This window comes from Pseudomonas sp. COW5 (assembly GCF_026240005.1).
GTDB classification, from domain to species: domain Bacteria; phylum Pseudomonadota; class Gammaproteobacteria; order Pseudomonadales; family Pseudomonadaceae; genus Aquipseudomonas; species Aquipseudomonas kribbensis.
The window spans coordinates 2,132,638-2,156,317 of sequence record NZ_JAPHVP010000001.1; the positions used below are offsets into that span (position 1 = coordinate 2,132,638).

Annotated in this window: 20 protein-coding genes; 8 read left to right on the forward strand and 12 right to left on the reverse strand. The window is 61.8% G+C overall.

Features of this window, described 5'->3' with window-relative positions; translation table 11 throughout:
- Positions 1-111 precede the first annotated feature (111 nt).
- The 4 genes from OQ248_RS09665 to OQ248_RS09680 form a co-directional block, all read right to left on the reverse strand.
- A complete protein-coding gene (locus OQ248_RS09665; protein WP_265812709.1) occupies positions 112-393 on the reverse strand; it encodes a type II toxin-antitoxin system RelE/ParE family toxin in 282 nt (93 codons plus the stop codon).
- Positions 383-628 carry a type II toxin-antitoxin system Phd/YefM family antitoxin gene (locus OQ248_RS09670; RefSeq protein ID WP_065257453.1) on the reverse strand — a complete coding sequence of 82 codons (246 nt, stop codon included), beginning with the start codon at positions 626-628 and terminating at the stop codon, positions 383-385. The genes OQ248_RS09665 and OQ248_RS09670 overlap by 11 nt, the downstream gene beginning before the upstream one ends.
- Positions 629-723: 95 nt before the next feature.
- Positions 724-969, reverse strand: coding sequence for a DUF2789 domain-containing protein (locus OQ248_RS09675; RefSeq protein ID WP_065257452.1), 246 nt, complete (start codon positions 967-969; stop codon positions 724-726).
- Between the two features lie 129 nt (positions 970-1,098).
- Entirely contained in the window at positions 1,099-1,560 is a 462-nt protein-coding gene (locus OQ248_RS09680) for a YbaK/EbsC family protein (protein WP_085712631.1), read from the reverse strand.
- Positions 1,561-1,735: 175 nt separating this feature from the next.
- Here OQ248_RS09680 and OQ248_RS09685 point away from each other — a divergent pair, with 175 nt between their 5' ends.
- Together OQ248_RS09685 and OQ248_RS09690 are read left to right on the forward strand one after the other, a co-directional pair.
- A complete protein-coding gene (locus OQ248_RS09685; protein WP_265812710.1) occupies positions 1,736-2,287 on the forward strand; it encodes an NfeD family protein in 552 nt (183 codons plus the stop codon).
- Positions 2,288-2,289: 2 nt separating this feature from the next.
- Positions 2,290-3,048, forward strand: coding sequence for a slipin family protein (locus OQ248_RS09690; protein WP_114880952.1), 759 nt, complete (start codon positions 2,290-2,292; stop codon positions 3,046-3,048).
- Here OQ248_RS09690 and OQ248_RS09695 read toward each other — a convergent pair.
- The 7 genes from OQ248_RS09695 to OQ248_RS09725 form a co-directional block, all read right to left on the reverse strand.
- Positions 3,014-3,988, reverse strand: a complete 975-nt coding sequence (locus tag OQ248_RS09695) for a sulfotransferase family protein (protein WP_265812711.1) — start codon at positions 3,986-3,988, stop codon at positions 3,014-3,016. The two genes, OQ248_RS09690 and OQ248_RS09695, sit on opposite strands and share 35 nt — an antisense overlap.
- On the reverse strand, positions 3,976-4,761 hold the full coding sequence (locus OQ248_RS09700) for an aspartyl/asparaginyl beta-hydroxylase domain-containing protein (RefSeq protein ID WP_265812712.1): 786 nt from the start codon (positions 4,759-4,761) through the stop codon (positions 3,976-3,978). Before OQ248_RS09700 ends, OQ248_RS09695 begins: the two co-directional genes overlap by 13 nt.
- Positions 4,758-5,363 carry an adenylyl-sulfate kinase gene (gene cysC / locus OQ248_RS09705; RefSeq protein WP_265812713.1) on the reverse strand — a complete coding sequence of 202 codons (606 nt, stop codon included), beginning with the start codon at positions 5,361-5,363 and terminating at the stop codon, positions 4,758-4,760. The genes OQ248_RS09700 and cysC overlap by 4 nt, the downstream gene beginning before the upstream one ends.
- On the reverse strand, positions 5,347-6,861 hold the full coding sequence (locus OQ248_RS09710; protein ID WP_265812714.1) for a TolC family protein: 1,515 nt from the start codon (positions 6,859-6,861) through the stop codon (positions 5,347-5,349). Before OQ248_RS09710 ends, cysC begins: the two co-directional genes overlap by 17 nt.
- Positions 6,862-6,908: 47 nt before the next feature.
- On the reverse strand, positions 6,909-13,292 hold the full coding sequence (locus OQ248_RS09715; protein WP_265812715.1) for an Ig-like domain-containing protein: 6,384 nt from the start codon (positions 13,290-13,292) through the stop codon (positions 6,909-6,911).
- Between the two features lie 53 nt (positions 13,293-13,345).
- Positions 13,346-14,191, reverse strand: a complete 846-nt coding sequence (locus tag OQ248_RS09720; protein ID WP_265812716.1) for a sulfotransferase — start codon at positions 14,189-14,191, stop codon at positions 13,346-13,348.
- A gap of 138 nt (positions 14,192-14,329) precedes the next feature.
- Positions 14,330-15,925 carry a glycosyltransferase family 39 protein gene (locus tag OQ248_RS09725; RefSeq protein WP_265812717.1) on the reverse strand — a complete coding sequence of 532 codons (1,596 nt, stop codon included), beginning with the start codon at positions 15,923-15,925 and terminating at the stop codon, positions 14,330-14,332.
- Between the two features lie 241 nt (positions 15,926-16,166).
- Here OQ248_RS09725 and OQ248_RS09730 point away from each other — a divergent pair, with 241 nt between their 5' ends.
- The 6 genes from OQ248_RS09730 (at position 16,167) to OQ248_RS09755 (ending at position 23,180) form a co-directional block, all read left to right on the forward strand.
- Complete coding sequence (locus OQ248_RS09730; RefSeq protein ID WP_085733413.1) at positions 16,167-16,754, forward strand: tail fiber protein; 588 nt, start codon at positions 16,167-16,169, stop codon at positions 16,752-16,754.
- Between the two features lie 58 nt (positions 16,755-16,812).
- Positions 16,813-17,124, forward strand: a complete 312-nt coding sequence (locus OQ248_RS09735) for a hypothetical protein (RefSeq protein WP_265812718.1) — start codon at positions 16,813-16,815, stop codon at positions 17,122-17,124.
- A gap of 169 nt (positions 17,125-17,293) precedes the next feature.
- Entirely contained in the window at positions 17,294-19,363 is a 2,070-nt protein-coding gene (locus tag OQ248_RS09740) for a type VI secretion system tip protein VgrG (protein ID WP_265812719.1), read from the forward strand.
- Complete coding sequence (locus OQ248_RS09745; protein WP_265812720.1) at positions 19,360-20,211, forward strand: DUF4123 domain-containing protein; 852 nt, start codon at positions 19,360-19,362, stop codon at positions 20,209-20,211. The genes OQ248_RS09740 and OQ248_RS09745 overlap by 4 nt, the downstream gene beginning before the upstream one ends.
- On the forward strand, positions 20,208-20,981 hold the full coding sequence (locus OQ248_RS09750) for a hypothetical protein (RefSeq protein WP_265812721.1): 774 nt from the start codon (positions 20,208-20,210) through the stop codon (positions 20,979-20,981). Before OQ248_RS09745 ends, OQ248_RS09750 begins: the two co-directional genes overlap by 4 nt.
- Before the next feature lie 12 nt (positions 20,982-20,993).
- Positions 20,994-23,180, forward strand: coding sequence for a lipase family protein (locus OQ248_RS09755; RefSeq protein WP_265812722.1), 2,187 nt, complete (start codon positions 20,994-20,996; stop codon positions 23,178-23,180).
- A 1-nt stretch (position 23,181) separates the two neighbouring features.
- Here OQ248_RS09755 and OQ248_RS09760 read toward each other — a convergent pair whose 3' ends face one another.
- A complete protein-coding gene (locus OQ248_RS09760; RefSeq protein WP_265812723.1) occupies positions 23,182-23,679 on the reverse strand; it encodes a GNAT family N-acetyltransferase in 498 nt (165 codons plus the stop codon).
- Position 23,680 lies beyond the last annotated feature (1 nt).

A 23,680-nucleotide genomic window follows, 5' to 3' on the forward strand; every position in this document is an offset into this window, starting at 1 on the left:
AGGTTGTTCGGCACGAAGGAATGCACACACTGTTAGTTTGCTAACTATCAATATGGCATTGGAGGGGAAATTCAGTCAAGTTTTGAAACAAATTGGCAGGCACGCCTTAACTCAACGTCGCTTGGCGCTCTCGTAAACATCTCCACGCTCACGCTTACCGACCGCGACGACCGAGACAACCACCCGCTCTTCGATCACCTGGTAAACCAGGCGATAACCGGATGCCTTGAGTTTGATCTTGTAACAGTCAGGCATCCCATGCAGGGAATCAGCTGGAATGCGAGGACACTCCAGGCGCTCAGCCAGTTTCTTCTTGAATTGATCGCGCAGCGTATGACCCAGTTTGTTCCACTCTTTGTGAGCAGAAGGCAGGAATTCGAGCTTATAGGTCATCCAGACTCACCGGTATGGGAGTCTCATGACTGCGCGAACGAACGATTTCTGCCAACTCGAGATCGTCAAGCCGCTCCATCAGCGCTTCGTAAACGTCAGCCGGCACCATGTACCCCATGACCCGGTTGTGATTCAGGACAGCTACCGCTCCTCCATGCGCGCCGTTGAGCACCGCAGAAGGATTTTTTTTCAGTTCAGAAACACTGACAGCCATATCGGCCAGAACACTCTGCATAATAAAAGACCTCAATTGAGGTCGTGATTCTGGTCTAAATAATCATCACAGGCAACCGGATGAGTTAACCCGACTTACGAACGGCAGACTGACAGTTACCCCGCCCGCCCCTTCCTCAACATCACATCCAGTTGATCCACCACCTCCGCCCAATCCGCATCGTCAAGAATCTCGTCCCGCAAAAAATCCGCCTGGCTCTTGGTCCAGAAAAACGCGTCGCACAGGTGCAGTTCGGGCTTGAGCGGGGAATGGGCGGCGATGAACTGGTCGATGCTGACCGGGTCGTTGGGCAGGCCGAGTTGTTTGAACAGGGATGGGAGGCTGTGTGTTGGATTTTCCATTGTTCTACTCCTTCGAAGACTCAGTGGATAAAAACATTTCGCGAGCAAGCCACATTCCCACAGATTCATTGCAGAACCTGTGGGAGCGAGCCTGCTCGTGATTGGCGTCGGCACAGACGCTGAAAAAACCTACTGACTCAACTCCCGCACCTGGGCATGGGGCACCATTTTCAGGAACTCGGGCATGCTCATGTGCAGCAGGTTGTTGTGGTTGCCGGCCTCCAGGTAAATATCTTTCTGCCGGGTCACCAGCGGGTCGATGACCATGTCCAGTCCATAGGAATCGCCCAACGGCGGCACCGCGCCGCGTTCGCAGTCATCGAACAGGTGCGCCAGGGTGCTTTCGCGAGTGATCTGCCACTCGCCGCTAGTGCGCACTTTGCTCAGGTCCAGATGGCGGCTGGCGGGCAGCACGGCCATCAGGTAATGCCCGTGGTGGTCGTCGAGAATCACCGATTTGGCCACCCGCTCCGCCGGAATCCCCGAAACCCGAGCCGTTTCCAGGCTGCTGCTCGAGTGCGGATGGGAGACTACGTCGTATTGGCATTGCGCCCGGGTCAGGCTGCTTTGCACTTTTCTTGCCATACGCATGATGCACCTCGGTGCCCGCCGGACGCTGCGCGGCGGACAGTGATGAACGTTGTTCCTGTTCTGGAAAGTCTAGCCGGGCAAGCCGTGAATGAAGGTAAATCCGCCCACTGGCGACGCTGGAACTGATCAGAATTCCTCCGACCGCAGGCTCAACTAGACTGATAAGAGAACCCCCATGACTCTCCCGGAGGGTCACGTGAACATCCGTCGCTGTGCGTTTGTCCTGTTGATGCTGCTGAGCGGATCGTCCCTGGCTGCGGACATCCCGTTGCACGCCATCGATCCCATCGGCCTGTGGCTGATCACCCTGGGCATCGTGTTCCTGATCGCCGAAGCCGCGCTGCCCAATTACGGCGTGATTGGCTTGGGCGGCATCGTCATGTTCGTGATCGGCGCGCTGATCCTGAGTAACGCCGAGCTGCCGGTGCCGATGATGATCGGCCTCGGGCTGGTCAGCGCGCTGCTGCTGATCGCGTTGCTGGTTCGTGCCCTGAAAACCCGGCCGCGACACCCGGTCAGCGGCGACGCCGGCCTGGTTGGTAGCGTGACGGCCGTGACCGTCGTGGAGTCGCCGGACACCCGCAATGGCTGGGTGCAATTGCAAGGAGAACGCTGGCAAGTGTCGAGTGCCACGCCGCTGCACGCCGGGCAACCGGTGCGGGTGGTCGGGCGCAAGGGCTTGTTGCTGCAAGTGGCCGCGGCTGACGCGGCACCGCTCGGAGAGTGATCATGGGTCTGCAAATCGGTTTTGTCGCGCTGCTGCTGTTGCTCATCGCCCTCGCGGGCTCGACGTTCCGCATCCTGCGTGAATACGAACGCGGCGTGGTGTTCCAGCTCGGGCGCTTCTGGCAAGTCAAGGGGCCGGGGCTGATCCTGTTGATTCCGGTGGTGCAGCAAATGGTCCGGGTCGATCTGCGCACCATCGTCCTCGACGTGCCGCCGCAGGATGTGATCACCCGCGACAACGTCTCGGTCAAGGTCAACGCGGTGCTGTATTTCCGGGTGCTCGATCCGCAGAAAGCGATCATCCAGGTCGAAGACTTCCTGGTGGCCACCAGCCAACTGGCCCAGACCACCCTGCGCGCGGTACTCGGCAAGCATGAACTGGACGAACTGCTGGCCGAGCGCGAACAGTTGAACATCGACATCCAGCAAGTGCTCGACGCCCAGACCGATGCCTGGGGCATCAAGGTGGCCAATGTCGAGATAAAGCACGTCGACCTCAACGAATCGATGGTCCGCGCCATCGCCAGACAGGCCGAAGCCGAGCGGGAACGGCGAGCCAAGGTGATCCACGCCGAAGGCGAATTGCAGGCTTCGGAAAAACTCATGCAGGCCGCCGAAATGCTCGGTCGCCAGCCTGGCGCCATGCAATTGCGCTACATGCAGACCCTGAGTTCGATTGCCGGCGACAAGAGCTCGACCATCGTCTTCCCGTTGCCGATCGAATTGCTCAAGGGGATGGCGGATCTGTCGGCCAAGTCGTGATCGCGCGCAAACGCTCCAGCGCTTCGTAAGGTGCTCCCGCGCACCGTTCTACCCGCGCCTGCAACAGTGGAGAGGCTTCGCGGCGTTTGCTTTCGCCATCGGCGACAAACGCCTGTGACGGCTGCTTCGCATGCTGTGCCGAAGCGGTCAGCGCCTGTTCACACTGTTCGGCATTCAGCTGAAAAAACCTCGCCAGCCGTCCTGCCATCGCCTCGGGCAACTCACTGTAATTGACCGGCAGCCCGCCGAAATCAGCGCAGTGCAAGCGCGCCGCCTCCAGCAGACGTCCGAGCCTGCGGGCGATGAAATCTTCACGCCCCTCGAATGGCAGGTCGTCGTCCAGCACGCACTCGCCAAGCAGGCCGGGCACCATGTGCATACCCGGGCGACGCAGATGCGAAACGGCGATTTCCAGCGGATCGCGATAGACAAACAACCAAGACGTATCGGGGAAGCATTCGTGGAGCAACGGCCATTCACCGATGTTCCAGGCGTCGAGCTTGATCACCAGCCGCTGCTCCATCCCGCGCCGGCACTGGCCGTAGGCCGAGAGCAACCCGTTGATGGCGGCACGGCGTTCGGCGGCCGGCAGATCGCTGCGCAGCAAGGTATCGAGGGGCGGCGGTTCCGAGATCACGATGTGATCGTCGAGGCGGGCGAGCATCTGGCTGATCAGCGTCGATCCGCAACGCGAGGCATGCAGGATGAAGGCGCTCGGCGCGAGGCCGGGGCTGAGCGTCTGCCAATTCGTGAGCGCCGACAAAGGGGTTTGTCTTCGGAACGCCTGATTGAACGGCAGTTGCAGCGCCTGCTCCACCGCCTCGCGAAAAAACGGCTGGTGCAGCGGCGTTTCGCCAAACCAGCACCAGTCCACCTGCCATTGACCGGCACTTTTCCAGATGCGGATCGGCAACCAGCCGTGCAGATTCAGACTCGCCATTGTTCATTCCACGACCGGCGCCCGTTGCGCATCGCTGCGTGCAGTTCTTCCCGGGAGAATGACAAGCCGCGCTCGACGGCCAACGCCAGTGTCTGGCTGATGAACGCTTCGGGATCGCGCAACGCCTGCAGGGTCGCCGACAACGCGGGATCCGCGACCAGCAGACGCTGAAAACGCTGCAATGCCGAATCTTCGGCATCAGGCTGCGGCGTACTCGGCAAACCGTCGGCAATCATCTGCTCCAGCCAGGCGCCGGGGCGACAGTCGAGGACCAGATGAATGCGTGCCGCGCTGTCGCGATTGTCGACCCGGTGCGGACGCGCAAGATCGAGAAACCAACACTCGCCTGCCGTCATCGGCATGCGCAATCCATCGAGCCAGAAATCCACGGCGGGCGGGCTGAGCAATGGAATGTGCAACCGCAGATCGGCGGCCGGTCCGTCGAGGTCGTAATCACGATGCTCATGAATCTGCCCGCCGGGCCCGAGTCGCAGCAGCCGCGCACTGACGATCTCCAGCGGCAGATCCTGCAGCGCCTGCTGCCAGCGGAGGTCATTCAGCCAAGGGGCTCGCTGCACGGGCTCGGCGGTTCCGGGAGATAGTTCGGTCAACGCATCGGCCGCGGAAATCAGCGCCACGCCACTCCAGTCGCCGGCGAAATAGGTCGTGTTGAAATGCTCGCGCCAGGCATCGTTTTCAATCGCTGCCAGTGCCTGCAACAGCAGTGGCAGATCCACCGTTACCGGCAGCCGTGAAAACGCCGGACGGCTCATGCCCTTGGCAACACAGCGGACTCGCCGAGCCAGGTCAGCAACCGGTCAAGGCAGGCCTCGACCGTCAGCGTGCCGGTATCGAGCACCAATGAAGCCTGAGCCGGCGGCTCGTAAGGCGCCGATACGCCGGTGAACCCCGCCAGCTCGCCCCGTCGTGCCCGGGCGTAATGCCCTTTCGGGTCGCGCTGTTCGCACACCGCCAGCGCGGCGCTGCACCATACTTCGCGATAGTCATCGCCCAGACGTTGGGCGAACACCTGACGCAACTCCACCAGCGGCGCGATCATCGCCAGAATCACGATCTGCCCGTTTTCCACCAGCAGCGCCGCCAGTTCACTGGCGCGGCGGATGTTTTCCAGCCGGTCGGCATCGGTGAATCCCAGGTCGCGGTTGAGCCCGACGCGCAAGCCATCGCCGTCGAGCACCACACTTTGCTGACCACATCTGAACAACTCGGCATGCAACGCCTGAGCAAGGGTCGATTTACCTGCTGCAGGCAACCCGGTCAGCAACATCGCCGTGCCGCGATGACCGTTGCGGGCCTCGCGTTGCGCACGGCTGATACTGGCGGTCGGCGCCAGCACATCACTTCGCGGGGGCATGGGCCACCGGCACCGAAATATCCCCCGACGCCCACGCCGCTTCGCGGTTGGCCAGCGCCGTGGCGATCGACTGCACCTCGGTCGACTGCACCTGATCCGGCAGCGGATCGAGCCCCGCACTGGCGAAGATCTGGCCATAGGCATTGCGCAGATCGGCGTAGGACAGGTCGCGACGCAAGTCGGCTTGCAGGTTGTTCAGTTCGCCCTGGATCAGATCCAGTTCGCCGATGCCCGCCGCCTGATGGCGGTTGCGCAACTGACCGACGATTTGCCCGTCGATGTCCGACAGCTGCTGGTTGGTCTTGAACTGACGCAGCGCCTCCTGATAGTTGGCGTTGGCCACGTACAGCTGCGCCAGCACCGCAATCGACATCGCCTGACGGCGTGCGGTGGCGACTTCTTCGCCGGCCTTGGCCACATCGATGGCGGCCGGGGCGGAGATCACGTTGAACAGGTTCCAGGTCACTTTCACGCCGTAGTCGGCCCAGCGGTCGTTCACCAGGAACGAGTTGCTGTCGTAGTGCCCGCCGGCGGAAAACTCCAGGCCCGGCAGCATGCGCAACATCGCCTTGCGGGTTTCGGCGGCGCTGATCCGGGTCTGGTAATCCTGCTCGCGCAGTTCCGGGCGGCTGGTCAGGGCTTCCTGTTCCAGTTTGGCGATATCGACCTTGAGTTCCGGGATCTGATAACCGTCGTCAGCAGCTAGCGTCAGATTGGTGCCCATCGGCAGGTTGATCAGGGTCGCCAGCTCGGTTTTCGCCAGCGACAGCGCACGACGCTGCTCTTCCAGTTGGCGGGTGGCTTCGATCAGCGAACGTTGATAACCGAGGGACTGCACCGGATCGCCGATGCGCTGCTCGCTCATGCTTTCGCTATTGCGCCGGGCCGCATCGACCCGCGCCATCAGGCTGTCGATCTGCTTGAGCAGACGTTCGGCCGCCATCGCCCGCCAATAGGCGGAGCGCACGTCCTGAACGATGGTGTTGATCACCTTGCGCCGGCGTTCCTGAACGATCAGACGCTGGTCGCCCTGCTGCTTGGCGTTGATGTAGCTGACACCGAAATCGAGGACGTTCCAGACCATGGTCAGGTCGGCGACGTTGCGGTCGCGGTCCTGGGAGGTCGACGGTTCCAGGGACTGGGTGCCGGTGCGCACGCTCTGGCTGCTGGAAGCGCTGACGTTGTTGCGCCCGACGTAGCCGGCGTCCAGCGCCATGCGCGGCAGCATGTCGAAACTGGCGAGGTCGAGCTGCCGCTTGGCCAGCGCTTCCTCCATGATCTTCAAGCGACCTTCGAGGTTGTATTTCACCGCGCGGGCCATGGCCTGGTGCAGGGTCAGCGGACCGCGCAGCGGTTCCTGGCCCTTGTACATGGTTTGCAGGTCAGATTTGGCCCGTTGTTCGCTGACACTGCGTTCGATCGGTTCACTGGTGACTGCACATCCGCTGATCGCCAGCGCCAGCAGGCTGGCGCCGAACAGTTTCTGACTTTTCTTCATCCCTGGATCGCCCCTAGGTCCCGCACATATTGAGTTGTTGTGTGTTGTCAGGCCGGCATTTCGCTGATGCCGACCTGTTGCAGAGCCGCCGCCAGGTTGTCGACCCGATGCTGCTCGCTGTCCTTGATCTCTTGCAGTTGCTGGCCCAGGGTCGGCGCGCCGAACACACCGCGCAGGCCTTGGGACACGTCGCCGCCCCGGATCGAATGGCTGTTGAAGGCGTTCAGTGAGTCCCGCTCGGCGGCACTGTCCTGGTTGAACAGGCTCGACAGTGTGCTGATGCCGAACACCCCGCCATCACCCCCACCGAAACCGAGGAAGCCATGGCCTGAACCATCACCGCCGCTGTCGCTGCTGGTGAACACCTGGGCAATGAAGCTCGGGCTCAACGCGCCGTGGTTGATGAAGATGTCGCCCAGCGGACGGATGCCATTGCCGATCACCCGTTGCTCGAACAGCGGCGGGAAGGTCAGCGGTGAACCGAGGCCACCGGTGGGTGGCGCAAAGATGGTCGGTTGCAGCGGCACATCGGGCAGCGGCGGCGCAACGACTGGAACGTCGATGCGGAACTCCGGATCCGGTGATACCACCACCGGCGGTGATGTCGGAGGCACGGCCGGCACCGTGTTGATCACATAGTTGCCGGACTGACTGATCCCGCTGCCGCTATTGCCGGACAGGTCGTTGACCCCGGCACTGTTGACGCTGATCGCATTACTGGCGCTGTTGACGTTGGCGTTCGGCGTCAGGGTCGCGGTCCAGGTCTTGCCGCCGTCGCTGCTGCTCAGGTTGGACAGGGTGCCGTTGGCCACGCTGAGGTCCGACAGGTCAAAACCGGTCACCGCTTCGTTGAAGGTGATGATCACCTGCGAGGTCTGGCCGACGCCCAGGTTCGGATTGGCGACCACCACCGTGGCGGTCGGCCGCTCACTGTCGAGGGCGTAGTTGTTCGACACCGCCACCGTGCTGCCGGCGTTGCCCGCCAGGTCGGTTACGTTGCTGGTGTCCAGAGCAATGAAGTTGCTCGGGTCAGTCACGTTCGCGGTCGGGGTGAAGGTCGCGGTCCAGGTCTTGCCGCCATCACTGCTGCTCAGGTTGCTCAGGTCACCGTTGGTCACGCTCAGGTCCGACAGGTCGAAATTGCTCACCGCCTCGCTGAAGGTGAAGGTCACCGTGGTGGTCTGGCCGATGCCCAGGTGCGGGTTGGCGACCACGATGTTCACCGTCGGCCGGGTCGCATCGAGAATGTAGTTGTTGGAGATGGCAATGCTCGCCCCGGCGTTGCCGGCCAGATCCTGAACGCCGGCGGTGTCGAGGACGATCAGGTTGGTAGCGTCGTTGACGCCGGCAGTCGGTGTCAGGGTCGCGGTCCAGGTCACGCCGCCGTCGCTGCTGGTCAGGTTCGACAGCGCACCGTTGGCGACGCTGATGTCCGACAGATCGAACCCGCTCACCGCCTCGCTGAAAGTAATGGTCACGGTGGTGGTTTCACCGATGCCCAGGCGATTGTCGGCGACCACGATAGTGGCGGTCGGCAGCGCGGTGTCGATAGCGAAGTTGTTGGAGTCGGTGGTGCCGACGCCGCTGTTGCCCGACAGGTTGGCCACCCCGGCGTTGTTCAGGGTGATCAGGTTGGTGGCGTCGGTGACATTGGCGGTCGGGATGAACGTCGCGGTCCAGGTGATACCGCCGTCGCTGCTGCTGACGTTGGTCAACGTGCCGTTGGCGATGGTCAGGTCACTGTTGTCGAAACCGCTCACCGCTTCGCTGAAGGTGATGGTCACCAGCGAAGTTTCCCCGGCCCTGAGTGAAGTATCCGCAACCACAATGGTCGCGGTCGGCACCTGGGTCTGGATCTGATAGTTGGCCGAACTGGTGGTGCCGGTGCCGGTGTTGCCGGCCAGGTCGGTGATGCCGGTGTTGTTCAGGACAATCAGGTTGGTGAGGTCGGTGATGCCGATGTTCGGTGTGAACGTGGCCGTCCAGGTGATGCCGCCGTCGCTCGACGAAACGTTGCTCAGGGTGCCGTTGGCGACGCTCAGGTCGGAATTGTCGAATCCGGTCACGGCTTCGCTGAAGGTGATGGTCACCAGCGAAGTTTCGCCTGGGCGCAGGTCACTGTCGGTCATGACAATGGTCGCCGTCGGCCGCTGACTGTCGACGGCGTAGTTGTTGGAATCGGTGGTGCCGCTGCCGAGGTTACCCGCCAGATCGGAGATGCCTGTGTTGTCCAGGGTGATGACGTTGGTGGTGTCGGTGATCCCTGCCGCCGGCGTAAACGTGGCGGTCCAGGTGATGCCACCATCGCTGCTGCTCACCGCGCTCAGCGTACCGTTGGCGATGATCAGGTCGGCGTTGGTGAAACCGGTCACCGCTTCGCTGAAGGTGATGGTCACCAGTGAGGTCTGGCCGACGCCCAGTGCCGTGTCGGCAACCACGATGGTGGCGGTCGGGCGCTGAGTGTCGATCGAATAATTGTTCGAATCGGTAGTGCCGATGCCGGCATTGCCCGACAGGTTTTGAACCCCGCTGTTGTCCAGGGTGATCAGGTTGGTCGCGTCGGTAATGTTGGTGGTCGGCGTGAACGTTGCCGTCCAGGTGATACCGCCGTCGCTGCTGCTGACCGCGCTCAACGTGCCGTTGGCGATGGTCAGGTCAGCGTTGGTGAAGCCTGTGACCGCTTCGCTGAAGGTGATGGTCACCAGCGAGGTTTCACCGATTTTCAGGCTTGGGTCGGAGATGATGATGGTCGCGGTCGGCACCACAGTGTCGATGGTGTAGTTGTTGGAGTTGGTCGTGCCGCTGCCGGCGTTGCCGGCCAGGTCGGTGATGCCGGTGTTGGCCAGCGTGATCAGGTTGGTCGCGTCGTTGACGCCCACGTTCGGTGTGAAGGTTGCGGTCCAGGTGATGCCGCCGTCGCTGCTGCTGACCGCCGTCAGGGTGCCGTTGGCAACCACAATGTCGACGTTGCTGAAGCCGGTCACCGCTTCACTGAAGGTGAAAGTCACGAGGGTCGTTTCGCCGGCCGTGAGGGTGCTGTCGGCAACCACGATGGTGGCGGTCGGACGCTGGGTATCGATGGCGTAGTTGCCGGAATCGACGGTGCCGCTGCCGGCGTTGCCGGCCAGATCCGAGACGCCGGTCTGGTCCAGGGTGATGACGTTGGTGGCATCGGTGATGTTGCTGGTCGGCGTGAACGTCGCCGTCCAGGTGATACCGCCGTCGCTGCTGCTCACCGCGCTCAGCGTGCCGTTGGCAATGGTCAGGTCGGCGTTGGTGAAACCGGTCACTGCTTCGCTGAAGGTGATGGTCACAACCGAGGTTTCGCCGATTTTCAGCGCGTTATCGGACAAGACAATGGTCGCGGTCGGACGCTGGGTGTCGATCGCATAATTGTTCGAATCAGTGGTGCCGACACCGGCGTTGCCGTTCAGGTCAGCGATGCCGGTATTGTTCAGGGTGATCAGGTTGGTCGCGTCAGTGATGCTGGCGGTCGGCGTGAACGTGGCCGTCCAGGTGATGCCGCCGTCGCTGCTGCTGACCGCTGTCAGCGTGCCATTGGCGATGGTCAGGTCGGCATTGGTGAAACCGGTCACCGCTTCGCTGAAGGTGATGGTCACCAGCGAGGTTTCGCCGATTTTCAGGTTGTTGTCGGCCACCACGATGGTCGCGGTCGGACGCGCAGTGTCGATGGCGTAGTTGTTGGAGTTGGTGGTGCCACTGCCGGCGTTACCGGCCAGATCGACGACCCCGGTGTTGTCCAGGGTGACCAGGTTGGTGGTGTCGGTAATGTTGTTGGTCGGCGTGAGCGTGGCGGTCCAGGTGATGCCGCCGTCGCTGCTGCTCAGGCCGGTCAGGGTGCCGTTGGCCACTGTCAGGTCGGCGGTGGTGAAACCGCTGACCGCTTCGCTGAAGGTAATCGTCACCAGCGAGGTTTCGCCCGCCGCCAGATTGCTGTCGGCCACGACAATGGTCGCGGTCGGTCGCACGGTATCGATCACGTAGTTGGGCGAATCCGTGGTGCCGCTGCCGGCGTTGCCGGCCAGGTCAGCAATTCCGGTGTTGTCCAGGGAGATCAGGTTGGTGGTGTCGGTGATGCTCGCAGTCGGGGTGAACGTCCCGGTCCAGGTAATGCCGCCGTCGCTGCTGCTGACTGCGCTCAGCGTGCCATTGGCGATGGTCAGGTCGGCGTTGGTGAAACCGGTCACCGCTTCGCTGAACGTGAAGGTCACCAGCGAGGTATCGCCGATCTTCAACGCCGTGTCGGACATCACGATGGTCACGGTCGGCCGCGCGGTGTCGATTGCGTAGTTGACGGAGCTGGTCGTGCCGACGCCCGCCACGCCGTCGCTGATCGCGGTCACCCCGGTGTTGTCGAGGGTGATCAGGTTGGTGGCGTCGGTGATGTTGTTGGTCGGGGTGAAGGTCGCGGTCCAGGTCAGGCCGCCGTCGCTGCTGCTGACCGATGTCAGCGTGCCGTTGGCAATGGTCAGATCGGCATTGGTGAAGCCGGTGACTGCGCGGCTGAAGGTGATGGTCACCAGCGAGGTTTCGCCGATTTTCAGCGCGGTGTCGGACATCACGATGGTGGCGGTCGGTGGTTCCACATAGGCGGTGTTGAGGGTGCCGCCGTTGTTGTAGATCGCTGCAAAAGCCAACGGCACGGAACCCGTCACACCGCCGCCCAGCTCTGAGCCGCCGGAACCGCTGCCCGCCGCGTTACCGCTGATGGCACTGAAGTTGGAGGCCGTGATCAGTACCGTGCCGCCCTGGTTCCAGATCGCGCCGACACCCCGCCCGCCGTCGCCGCCGTTGAGGTTGTTGCTGCCCTGGCCACTGCCGCCGCCACCGCCGCCGCCCGCGCCGATGTTGTTGCTGATGACAGAGGTGCCGACGATTTTCAGGGTGCCGGTAGAGGCGTTGTAAATGCCGCCGGCCGCGTTGCCGCCGACACCGCCGACCTTGTCCCAGCCCGAGCCACCGCCACCACCGCCAATGGCAATGGTGCCGTTGTTGGCCGTGCCGCCATTGCCGCCGTTACTGTAATAGGACACGCCGACACCGCCGGCGCCGCCGATGGTGGAACCGCCGCGCCCGCCCATGTGCGTCGCATCGTAGCCACCGCCGTAACCGCCGACACCGCCGCTGCCGGCCTGGCCGCCCAGCGTACCGGTGCCCGGCCCGGCCGTACCGCCATGACCGCCACCCTGACCGCCGAGGCCACCGCCACCGCCACCACCGCCGCCGTAGTTGGCGCCCGTGACTCCCCCGCCGCCACCACCGCCCGCTGCCGCGTTGCCGGTGACCGAGACGTTGTTCAGCGTGAGGATGCCGGCGTTGAAAATCCCGCCGCCCATGGCCCCGGTCGCGCCGTAGCCGCCATTGCCGCCGTTGCCCGAAACCAGGCCCCGGGTAATCACCAGACCGTCGAGGGTCACGGTGCTGCCGGAAGTGATTTCCACCACCCGGGTCTTGTACTGGCCGTCGAGGGTGACATCGGCGACGCCGTCATTGTTCAGGTCGCCATCGACGGTGATGTTCTTGTTGATCAACAGTTCCGAGGTGAGCTGAACCGTCATGCCGCTGCTGAAGGTCACGATGTCGCCGTTTTGCGCCGACGCCAGCGCCGCGCGCAGCGAGCCGACCCCGGTGTTCGCATTGTTGGTGGCGGTCCAGGTGGCGAGGCCCCACTGATATTCGCTCATCGACAGGGCCGACAGCACGTTGGCGCTCTCGATCTTGCCGGTGGCGATCTCCAGATCCCAGTCGCCGCCCACGCCGGTGCGGTTGTTCGAAGCCGCCACGTCGCGGCCGGTCAGTTGCGCCAGCGAGTCGACGAAGCTCAGGCCACGGTCACCCTCCGCGGTGTAGCAGCCGTAAATGAGGATGTCGCCACCGACGTTCATGTCCTTGCCGATTTCCGCCAGCACGGCGCTGCGTTGTGCAACGTTGTCCGCCGACAGATAGCTGTTGCCGAGCCACAGGTCACCGGCGTTGCCGTGGGCGATGATTTCCACGGTACTGATGCCCTGATGCTGATCGAGGTAATCGGCGATCTGCTGCAAGCCGTCCTTACTCGCATCGAGCTTGACCACTTGCGTGCCAGGGGCGACGCCTTTAAGCAGGCTGTCGGCATCTTTGACCCGGGCATCGACGAACACCACAGCCTGGCCCGGCACCGCCACAGGGCTGGCAGCCGGCGTGGCATCTGCCTGACCGTGGGTATCCTTGCTCGCCACCGGATGATCGGCGGTCGGCGCCTTGGCCGCATCGGCGGTGGGATGGCTGTCGGGCTGGGCCGCGGCGGTATCGGCCACGGTGGCCGCGACAGCACCGTCGAACAGCATGCGCGGCTCCAGCGACATGATCAGCGGCGCAGCCGGCGTCCGTTGGCCCTCGGTTACCCGCGACTTTTGCTTGCTCCACCACATGTTGCTCACCCGGACTCGAACAGTTGTAAACGCATCAATGAAAAACGCCGCGATCAACTGATCGCGGCGTCGGACTTCATACGAATCACATTGGCAGCGCTGGCTGAGCCATCGAGCCAAAAGGACAGATCGGCGTATTGCTTGAACAGGTCCGGCGGCAGAATCGTGCGCCGGGACTGCAGGGCGACCTTGGGTTTGACCTTGTGCAGGCCGGCCACACCCAGGGCCTGGTCGAACTCCGGCGCGTCATAGGCCAGGTGTTCGAAATCGTGCTCGAACCACGGCTCGCCGATGAAATCGTAGACCAGCCGCAGCACGCGCTCCGGAGCCTGGGTCAGCAAATCGTAATCGACGATCAGCAGCGAATCGGCGTGCTCGCCGTAATAGGCTTCCTTGAGCGCCGCCCAGGCAAAACCCACCAGGCGGTTGCGCTGGGCCAGGGTTTCGCAGCGGCTGTAGACGGTGTTGCGCTCGACGGCATCGCCGAACAGCTTGGTGTTTTCGTAAGGGTTGGCGCGGTAGAGCCGCTCCAGGCTGTCCATCACCCAGGCGACGTTGCGCACACAGGCGATGATCTTGGCTTTGGGAAACAGATCATTGATGGCCGGCAGGCGCGAGCTCCACTGCCGGTTGGTGTCGAACACCACCGGTTTGTCAGCCTTGTCGGCGTAGTAGGAATCGAACAGGCCGCGCAGCAGGCGACGGCGCATGTCGGTGTCGATCACCGCGCCGAATTCGCTGCCGGCGCTGCATTGTTCAAGGACACCGGAAAACAGTGCGCCGACAGGGCTGGTCATGCCGGCATGGAAGCGCGGATTCTGCAAAAGGATCGCAGAAAGGAGGGTCGAGCCCGAGCGCGGCAAGCCGGAGATAAAGTGGAACTGCTGCAATCCCTTCACCTTACTTTGTAAGTCCTTTTGTCCGACGAGCGTAGTCCAACAATACCCTTTCGACTAGTAGTGTTTTGACATCAACATAGAGCAAAACGGACTTGTTCGACCATTTCTTATCGCGAACAGTAAGGTGAAGCGTTTAAGTCATTCCCCGTTGGTACGATCGTCCTTTTCCACAACGAAAAGTCGCGCTTTCGCCCCGCCAGCATTGGACTGTTCACGCAACTGCCAGGTCTTGGGCAGAGGCAGGAACGGGTCCGCGACTTCGGGGTCCAGGTCACCGATCAGCCAGACCCGGGAACTGTCCTTTGGCAGATCCGCGAGACGATCCAGATAAACCTCATCGGACACCAGTGTGCCGAAACCGTAGTGGTTCGGACGCGTCGAGCGCCCGTCGGCGGCAGGCGGCGTATACAACCGGATTTGCGCATCCGTGCGGTTGTAGTAGACGTAGCTCAGGTACCAGAGCATGTCGCTGGTGACAATCCGGTCGCCGCTGACGAAGTGCTGGTTGACGTGATCGACCATCACGTTGAACTGGTCATTCGGATCGACCGTGGCGTTGGTGTTCACCCCGACCATTTCGATTCCGACAAACGCCACCAGCACCGCCAGTGCCAATACGCGAACGCGGCTGTACAGGCGGTCGATGGCCAGCGCCGCCAGCATCGGCAGGCCCAACGCATAGGCCGTCAGATAGCGTTCGATGAACACCGGGCTGATGAACGACACCGCGAACACCAGAAACAACGGCACACCGGTATAGAGCGCCAGCAACACACTGCCATGGTTCACGCTGCGGTCACGGGCGACGGCCACGCCCGCCAGCGCCAGCATGGCCAGCGGCATGCCGCAGAACAGCAGCAGTGGAAGATGATCGCCCTCGTTCTGGATCAGCCACAGCCAGATCATCGACGGCAGCGAGGACAGGGTCACCGGATCTTCCCAGCCCACATCGCCACCGACCTTGAGCTCTTCCATGTGTTGCGTCAGATCGAGCAGGTTCGGCAGCCACGGCAGGTAGAGCGCGACAATCGCCAGATTGGCCAGCCACCAGTCCTTGCGCTGGATATGCCGCAAGCGATAGCCCGGCAACAGGCGGATCAGCCCCAGGTACAGCCAATGGCTCAGCGCCGCCAGCACCGCGAAATAGTGGGTATACAAAGCGGCGCTCATCAGCAGCGCATAGATCACCAGATACCGTCGGCGCTGCGGGCGTCTGACCCAGCAGATCAACGCCAGAGTGGTGCCGACCAGCAACAGGCCGAGCAGCGAGTACATGCGCACTTCCTGGCTGTAGCGCACCGCCGTCGGCAACAGCGCCAGCAACACCCCGGCGATGATCGCGGCGCGACGGGTCGCCAGACGATCGACCAGGCACATGCCCAGCCCGACCGTAGCGATGCCGGCCAGGGCACTGAGGCTGCGGATCGACAGGATCCCTTCGCCAAACAGTCCGATCCAGCCGTGCAGCAGCATGAAATACAACGGCGGATGCACATCGAACGCGGCGTGCTCCCAGATACCGCCCAGCGTATAGCGCGCCAGCAGCAGGCTGGAGCCTTCGTCACCCCAGATCGCGGCAGCGGTCAGGTCATAAAACCGCACGACGGTCGCCAACAGCAAAATCGGTATCAGCCACTGCTGACGAACCCAGCGCAGCAGACGCCGGACACCGGCATTCGGTGCGGCAAACGGGTCCTGGGTATCCCCCAGCGGAGTCTCTCGACGCGCTTCCATCAACCTTCCCTTACGGTATTCCGAGTAAAAAACAGCGCCATTCATTGCGCACACTGTAGGCCAGAGCCGAAGCCGACGCGCGGCCGCGACGACGTCCGGCAAGTCCGCCGATCCGGGTCTACGCTACGGCTTGGCGTGACCTGCCCGCGCAAATGGAAGGAGTCAGTAAAGCGTTTCGACCTGCCCGGCAACACAGGCTAACGCGCGGCGCGCCAACCACATAACAGAAGGATGAGGAACCATGGAAGTCTTTATGGGTACGATTCAACCGTTCGCCTTCAACTTCGCTCCCAGTGGCTGGGCCCTGTGTAATGGACAGATCCTTTCCATTGCGCAATACAACGCGTTGTTTGCGTTGCTGGGCACTTACTACGGCGGCAACGGCACGACCAACTTTCAGTTGCCCAACCTGCAGGGCCGAGTGCCAATGGCCCAGGGCAACGGTCTGGGCCTGACGCCGCGCGTCATCGGTCAGGTGGCCGGTACGGAAAGCGTCACCGCCACCATTGCCAACATGCCCAACCACACCCACGCGATGACCGGTCTCACCGCCAATACGGCCTTGTCGCTGGCGGTACCCGCCAGCAATCCGGCGACCGTACCGACTGCCACCAATTCCTACATCGGTGCCTCCGGCGGCGGCCCCGGCTCGGCGAACATCTATTCCGACGCCCAGGGCGCCACGCCGGTGCCACTCAAAGGTGTGACCACCACCGTCACCGGCGACATTTCCTCCACCGGCGGCAGCCAGCCGCTGGGCATCATGAACCCCTTCCTGGTCCTCAACTTCAGCGTTGCCCTGAACGGTCTCTTTCCGTCGCGCAACTGAGCAATCGTCCGGGGGCCCCGAGCCCCCGGACGTTTCGTTTTTTCTCTGGAGTCAGACCATGCTGCAATCGGTTCAGATCGAACACCTCCAGCCGTTGCTGGGGCAACAACGCACACTGCACCTGCCGGATGGCACAGCACTGCCGATTCAACTCGCTCACCTTGAAGAAGTCCCGTCGGCGAAAATGCGCTACAGCGAACGCATGCCCTTCTGCCTCGAATTCAACAGCCTGGAGCCGACGGAATTTGTCGACGGCCTGTGCGCACTGGAGTTGCCGGTGTTCGGCCGGGTGGAGGACATTTTCGTGTCACGAGTGCCGGCGATGGGGCGGGATCCGCAGTTGGGCTACTTCTGTATTTCCTTCAACTGATACCCCCTGCAGAATCTTCACGAAACCTTGTAGGAAAAAGATGTAGGACTGAAGCCAAGGCCTTGTAGGGCGGGCTCTTCAACCGATTTTATTGGGAAACGTCCGACATCATTTCCCGGATCACCTTGTTAGCGTTGTTCCGAATCCGTCACAGGACGAGGAACAACGGATGTTCAATGCCAACGCACGCTTTCGCCTTACGACCGACGACTTTAAACACGATTTTCAAGTGCTGTCCTTCAGCGGCAGCGAAGCCATCAGCGAGCCGTTTGCCTTTAAAGTCGAGCTGGTCGGCACCAGACCGGATGCCGATCTTGCGGGCCTGATGCACCAACAGGCCTTTCTTGCCTTCGATGACCACGGCCACGGCATACACGGACAGATCCAGCACATCGGCCGAGGCAATATCGGCGAACGGTTGACGCGATACAGCCTGACCCTCGCCCCTTGCCTGGCCAATCTGCGCCATCGCGTCAATCAGCGGATTTTCCAGAACCTGAGCGTTGCGCGAATCATCGCGCAGATTCTCGAAGAGCATGGCATCCACGCCGATCGCTACCGGTTCCAGCTCGGCCACCCGTTGCCGGATCGTGAATATTGCGTGCAGTACAACGAGTCCGACCTGCACTTCATCCAGCGCCTGTGCCAGGAAGACGGCTTGCATTACCACTTCCGGCACAGCCGCGACCGACACCTGCTGGTCTTTGGCGACGACCAGACCGTGTTCCCCCGCCTCGCTCGGCCAACACGCTTTAAACCGCACAACGCCATGGTGGCCGACAGAGCGGTGATTCAGCGATTCGACTATCGGCTCGAAACCCGGCCCAACCACGCCTCCAGCCGCGCCTACGACTTTAAAAAGGCGCGAATGTTGCTGGAAGCGGATGCCCGCAACCCCGATCGGTATCTCCAGCCCGATCCCGGGGTTTACGAATACCCGGGACGCTACCTCGATCGCGAGCACGGCAAGCAACTGGCCCGGCGAGCCCTGGAAGGTCACCGCGCCGATGGTTGCCTGGGAGAAGGCGACAGCAATGAACCGACGCTGGTGTCGGGGCATTTTCTGTCAATGGCCGAACATCCCGATCCGGCATTCAACGACCTGTGGCTGCTGACCGAAATCCGCCATGAAGGCAAGCAACCGCAAGTGCTGGAGGAAACCGCTGGCCACGCGTCAGCCGATCCCGAGAAGGACTTCATCCAGGGCTATCGCAACCACTTCACGGCAACGCCCTGGGAGGCGATCCATCGACCGCCGTTGCGCTTTCGCAAACCCCACATCGGTTCGACCCAGACAGCGGTGGTCACCGGCCCGGAAGGCGAAGACATCCATTGCGACCCGTATGGCCGGGTCAAGGTGCAGTTCTTCTGGGATCGCGAAGGCCGCCACAACGACAAGAGCAGTTGCTGGCTGCGGGTGGCCTCGAGCTGGGCCGGCAATGCCCACGGCAGCGTGATCGTCCCGCGGGTGGGCATGGAAGTACTGGTGACTTTTCTCCACGGCGACCCCGACCGTCCGGTGATCAGCGGTTGCCTGAACAACAGCGCCAACCCGGTGCCCTACGAGTTGCCGACGCACAAGACCCGCAGCGTGTTTCGCTCCCGCAGTTCGCCGGACAGCTCAGGCTTCAACGAGCTGATGATCGAAGACCGCGCGGGCCAGGAGCAGATTTACCTGCGCGCCCAGCGCGACCTGCGACAGAAGGTCGAGCACGACAGTCATCTGGACATCGGCAACCAACGCCGGGAATCCATCAGGGGCAACAGTTTCAGCGCGCTGCACGCGGAAGAACACCGCCTCGTCACCGGTCATCGCAAGACCCATCTCAAGGCCAGCGATTACCTGCACGTCGGCGAAAACAGCCACACCCGGGTCGGTCGATCACTGACGACCGAAGCCGCCGGACAGCTGTGCCTCAGCGCGGGCGAACATCTGGTGCTGGAGGCAGGAAAAAGCATCAGCCTGAAAGTCGGTGGCGAGCATTTTGTCCTCGATCACAGCGGTCTTTTCGGCAGCAGCGACTTGCTGATCGGCGGCGTGCCCGCGCCCTTCCTGCGCGCCCCGCTGCTGCAGCCCGACGGTATTGAAGACCTGTCGGCGCCTGCGCCTTTGCCGCCATTGGTAGCCCCTTCGCAACAGGCACTGATGACCGCCAGCAAAAACCTGGGCGCGGATTTCTGCCCGATCTGCGAAGCCTGCCGCACAGGCGCGTGCCCGATCCCGGAGGCTGCCGCATGAGCGACGCCCTTGTACGACGCTGGCTGATCGAACAACACCGCGCCGGTTGCCTCCTGTGCCTGGTTCTCGACTCGCAGAACGAGCGTGACATGCGCCAGCGCTGGCTGAAGAGCAGCCGTTACGAGCAATACGCCAGCGTCTACGGCGAAACCGCAGTCGCCGAACTGGCCGACACCGGCCCGTTCCTCTTCACCTTCGACCAGCCCGACGACCGCCGTCTCGACGCCCTGCTCGACAGACCGGACAGCCATTGGGGATGGTTGGCCAGCCTGGGCAAAGATGAGCTGAAGACCTGGGTCCGGCACTGGCAGGAGCGGCTGATCGTCGGCGTCCGTCCGCATCAGGCGCTGTACCGCTTTCACGACAACCGGGTGCTGGCCCGGGCGCTGGAGCATCTGCCGGTGGATGCTTTGCCGGCGTATCTCGGGCCGGCGATCAGCGTTTGCCATTGGCAGGGCTCGCACTGGCAGATGACCGACAACCCCGCGCCGGGCAGCTACCCCGTGCCGGACACGCCGCCGTGGCTGCAACTGCCGATGCCTGACGAGCAAGCCATGGAGATTCGCCTGGCCAATGCCCACCGCTTTCTGCTGGCCACCAGGCATGTGCAGGCTTATTCCGCGCTGGCGTGCGTTCAGGATCCGCAAATCTGGCTCCGTGAACGACTGACCCAGGCCGAAGCCTGGGGCTGGCTGGCACCGGAGCGGCTGGAGTTTCTGCTGATCCACAGCCTGCAAACGCCGAATCCCGCACCCCATTGGCAAGCCCGACCGGACGAAACGCCGGATGAACACTTTAATCGGGTTTACCAGCTTTCGAAGCACTGGAACGGGGAGATGCCCACATGAAAATTCCGCTCAAAAGCCTCGGTCTGATCGGCTGTTTCGCGGCACTGGGAGGGTGCAGAACCGAACCGCCCAACACCTTCAAATTCACTGCCGACCTGCCGCCGGAATTTGCCTATGTCGCGGCGGTTTATTACGTACCCGAGAAAGGCCAGACCTGCACCCTCGACAGACGCGACAACCTTGCCCCGGTGTTCAACAGCAAGTGGCGAACGGACTACAAGCCGGATGCCGAAATCACGATTCGCAAGACGGTTAAGGGGTGTCCGTTGGTCATCAGCAGGATCGCGCTGGAGATCAACGCGAGTTACTACAAAGCACGGGGAGATTTTGGGGGGGACGAAGGCATGGTCTTTTTGGGGAGCGATATAGAGGAGCAGTACAAAGGCACTTTCAATGAGGCAGGTGAAAGTACTTTTTACGGTCAATGTGAATGGTGGTTCCGGACAGCTGGCGCACAACGCCGCATCGTCAAGATTCTTGATTGCAAAACAACTGATGCCCAAGGAGTACGTGGGACAGGTAAGACTTATTCCGCTTATGGCCTTGATCAACTACCGGGTAAAACGGTGAGGATGAAAATTGAATTAGCAAGGGAGGAAAAACCCTACTTCAGAGACACATGGGTTCAGTTTCCAAACGGCTGGAAACGGTGCATGGGCGAAAGGTTTGAAGACCAAGATGCTTTCTGCCGCGGTAACTACACCGACTTCAGCACTTTCACCATGCCGAATGGCCGTATCTGCACCATCTATCCGGGCTGCACAGAATAAGGAGATCGCGCCATGACGTTATTGGAAAAGGATTTGGAATCACCCTTGGGCAGCCGGATGTTGACTTGCCCCACAGGCGGAAAATGGACAAGTTTTCAGCTGGTCGATGAGCACTGCTCAGGCGAACCCTATGCCGGTTTAGCCTACGTTGTAACCGACTCGGAGGGATACAAATACGCCGGCTGCCTGGATAACAAAGGAATTGGAAAAGTAGATAACCATTTTGGCGGACCGATTTCTCTACTCTTCGAGCAAGCTTACAAAGGGAACGAAAAAGTTTATCTGCGCATGATGGAAAGGCAGTATTACCCTCTCAAAATCACCGAGCTCCAAGTCCGAGCCGAGAAAACCCGCTACTTGAATCTGGGTGCCATTCGTACGCGTGAGCGACCTGAGATCGCAGACGGTGCGGACTACTTTCAAGTCGAAGTCCGTCATCTTGTCAGGCATGCCTCGCACCTGCCGCCCGAGGTTTATCGCGATTACCCCCTCGATTCCGGGTGCGCTGCAATCATGCGCGAACATGGAAAACTTGGCGTAGCGCTGATGCCGCAACGTCACACCGTTCTTGAAGTGCGCCCGCTACGCGCGTTGCGGCCGATGTTATCCACAACTCCGGCATTCTGTGCACTCAACCTGTACCAGCTCGCATTGATGGCGACCCTGAGTTACTGCCCTTTCGGCCAGGAACCCAAAGTCCCTTCCGCCGAAACCAGATCCGTTGAATTTCCGCTGCAACCCAGCGTGGGCAACTGGTTCGGCGATGCACTGGCCAAGGGAGAGGAACTGTGGAAAGTCGACAACGCTCAGACCAAAGCCTATTACCCGATATACGAGGATGTTCCGTACTCAAGAAGGCTAGAGATCATCCCGTTTGACCCGAACCTCTATGCAGTCAACAGGTACACGACTGAACGGGATCCGGAACACCCGGCCAGCGTCCACTTCCTCGATGACATCGGTAATAGAGACAGCACCGACACCCAAGCCTTCATCACCCACAACGACGAACTGATCCTGATCGCTGTGCGCGGCACTGCCGAGATAATCGCCGACGGCCTACGTGATGCCGACGCCCTTCAAGTGCCGTTTGAGGAAGGCGACGGCCAGGTACATCGAGGATTTTATGAAGCTGTGCAGAAAGCCTACGACTTCGCCGTCAAATACCTCGAAAAGTTCTACACCGGCCAAAACCTCCTGATCTGCGGCCACAGCCTCGGAGGTGCGATCACATTACTGCTCTCGGAAATGCTGCGCCGAAGAGCCGGGTTCAACTACAACATCCAGCTCTACACCTACGGCGCCCCCCGCGCCGGCGACGCGGATTTCGTGAAGGGCGCAGCCGATCTCGTGCATCACCGCATGGTCAATCACAACGACCCGGTGCCCAGCGTGCCCGGCAGCTGGATGAACACCAAGGCCGACATCTACGGTACCGGGGCGGCGTTGACGTTCGTCAATGTGCCGGTGGGTCTGTCGGTGTTCGTCGCCGGCATCACCAACTGGACCGGGGAAGCCTATGACCACCACGGCAGCCTGCGGCACGCCATGCCGGTGGAGTTCAGGCGTCAGCAGGTGTCTTCGATCCTGTGGAAGCCGGGTTGCGACACCATTACCCAGCACGCCGCATGCGATGTAGCGATCCGGCAGCGGCGCGGTTTGCCGGATCGACCGACGTTGCTCAAACAGATTTTCGACGCCGGGCATCACTCGATGACCGGGGCGTACATTCCGGCGTGCTGGGCGGTGTTGCGGCGTTGGCAGGAGGCCCAGGAATCAAGCCGTTCGCTGGTCACCGAACGGGAGTTTGCCGTGGTGGAGTCGGCCCTGGAACGCATCACCCACCAATTGCGCACCCGGCGCAACAACCTGCCGGGGCGCCCGGACAGTTACGTGCGCACTCAGTCCCGCACCCTTGAGGCGCTTAATCGTGAAGTCGAGAAAATCCGCGTGACACGTGAGCGCCTGGCAATCCTTCGCCATCGACGCATCACGACCCAAGACGTTTACGGGCAACTGGCAGAACAACCGGAACGGCTGGCCGAAAGCCTGCCGCGCTGGCAGCTGCACCCGGAAAACACTGCAGCCGAACAGCTCGCCATGGCGCCGGACGCCGCCGAAGATGACCCGCTGCTGGCGACGCTCTACGGCCACAAGATCGGCGCGCCGCACACCTTCGATATCAACTCGATGATTTGACTCAACCCTGTGGATACCACACCAGCCGCTCCGCCGCCGGATTGCGGTCTTCCACCGCGAATCCCAGCGCCAGGTAATGCTGGCGCGCATGGGGATTGTTGGCCCAGACCACCGTCGCCACCGGGCAGCGGACTTGCTGCGCTGCCTTCTGCACACCTTGCAGCACCACACGACCGTACCCCTTGCCCCGAGCCTGAGGGATGAAGGCGATGTACAACACGCGGATTTCATTAGGACCAAAGTCAGTGCTCAGCGCGCCAATGGCCGTGCCGAGTTTTTCCACGACGTAGTGCATGGCATTGGGATGGCTTTCACCCATGCCCTGCTCCTGCACCTGAAACTGCTGGGCAACGATTTGCTGCACCTGTTCCTGATCGCCGTCGATCCATTGCAGATCCGGCCGCGCCGATTGATACAGGCTTTGCAGAAAGGGGCCGTCAGTCGCCCGCGAAGGCCGCACCACCAATCCGTCCGCTGCCAGGTTTTCCGTCATCTTCACG

Coding starts and splice junctions, on each gene's coding strand:
- OQ248_RS09750 (WP_265812721.1), top strand. CDS start 20,208: ATGAAAATTCCGCTCAAAAGCCTCGGTCTGATCGGCTGTTTCGCGGCA.
- OQ248_RS09735 (WP_265812718.1), top strand. CDS start 16,813: ATGCTGCAATCGGTTCAGATCGAACACCTCCAGCCGTTGCTGGGGCAA.
- OQ248_RS09700 (WP_265812712.1), bottom strand. CDS start 4,761: ATGAGCCGTCCGGCGTTTTCACGGCTGCCGGTAACGGTGGATCTGCCA.
- OQ248_RS09680 (WP_085712631.1), bottom strand. CDS start 1,560: ATGCGTATGGCAAGAAAAGTGCAAAGCAGCCTGACCCGGGCGCAATGC.
- OQ248_RS09710 (WP_265812714.1), bottom strand. CDS start 6,861: ATGAAGAAAAGTCAGAAACTGTTCGGCGCCAGCCTGCTGGCGCTGGCG.
- OQ248_RS09670 (WP_065257453.1), bottom strand. CDS start 628: ATGCAGAGTGTTCTGGCCGATATGGCTGTCAGTGTTTCTGAACTGAAA.
- OQ248_RS09740 (WP_265812719.1), top strand. CDS start 17,294: ATGTTCAATGCCAACGCACGCTTTCGCCTTACGACCGACGACTTTAAA.
- OQ248_RS09695 (WP_265812711.1), bottom strand. CDS start 3,988: ATGGCGAGTCTGAATCTGCACGGCTGGTTGCCGATCCGCATCTGGAAA.
- OQ248_RS09675 (WP_065257452.1), bottom strand. CDS start 969: ATGGAAAATCCAACACACAGCCTCCCATCCCTGTTCAAACAACTCGGC.
- OQ248_RS09745 (WP_265812720.1), top strand. CDS start 19,360: ATGAGCGACGCCCTTGTACGACGCTGGCTGATCGAACAACACCGCGCC.
- OQ248_RS09665 (WP_265812709.1), bottom strand. CDS start 393: ATGACCTATAAGCTCGAATTCCTGCCTTCTGCTCACAAAGAGTGGAAC.
- OQ248_RS09715 (WP_265812715.1), bottom strand. CDS start 13,292: ATGTGGTGGAGCAAGCAAAAGTCGCGGGTAACCGAGGGCCAACGGACG.
- cysC (WP_265812713.1), bottom strand. CDS start 5,363: ATGCCCCCGCGAAGTGATGTGCTGGCGCCGACCGCCAGTATCAGCCGT.
- OQ248_RS09685 (WP_265812710.1), top strand. CDS start 1,736: ATGACTCTCCCGGAGGGTCACGTGAACATCCGTCGCTGTGCGTTTGTC.
- OQ248_RS09755 (WP_265812722.1), top strand. CDS start 20,994: ATGACGTTATTGGAAAAGGATTTGGAATCACCCTTGGGCAGCCGGATG.
- OQ248_RS09730 (WP_085733413.1), top strand. CDS start 16,167: ATGGAAGTCTTTATGGGTACGATTCAACCGTTCGCCTTCAACTTCGCT.
- OQ248_RS09725 (WP_265812717.1), bottom strand. CDS start 15,925: ATGGAAGCGCGTCGAGAGACTCCGCTGGGGGATACCCAGGACCCGTTT.
- OQ248_RS09690 (WP_114880952.1), top strand. CDS start 2,290: ATGGGTCTGCAAATCGGTTTTGTCGCGCTGCTGCTGTTGCTCATCGCC.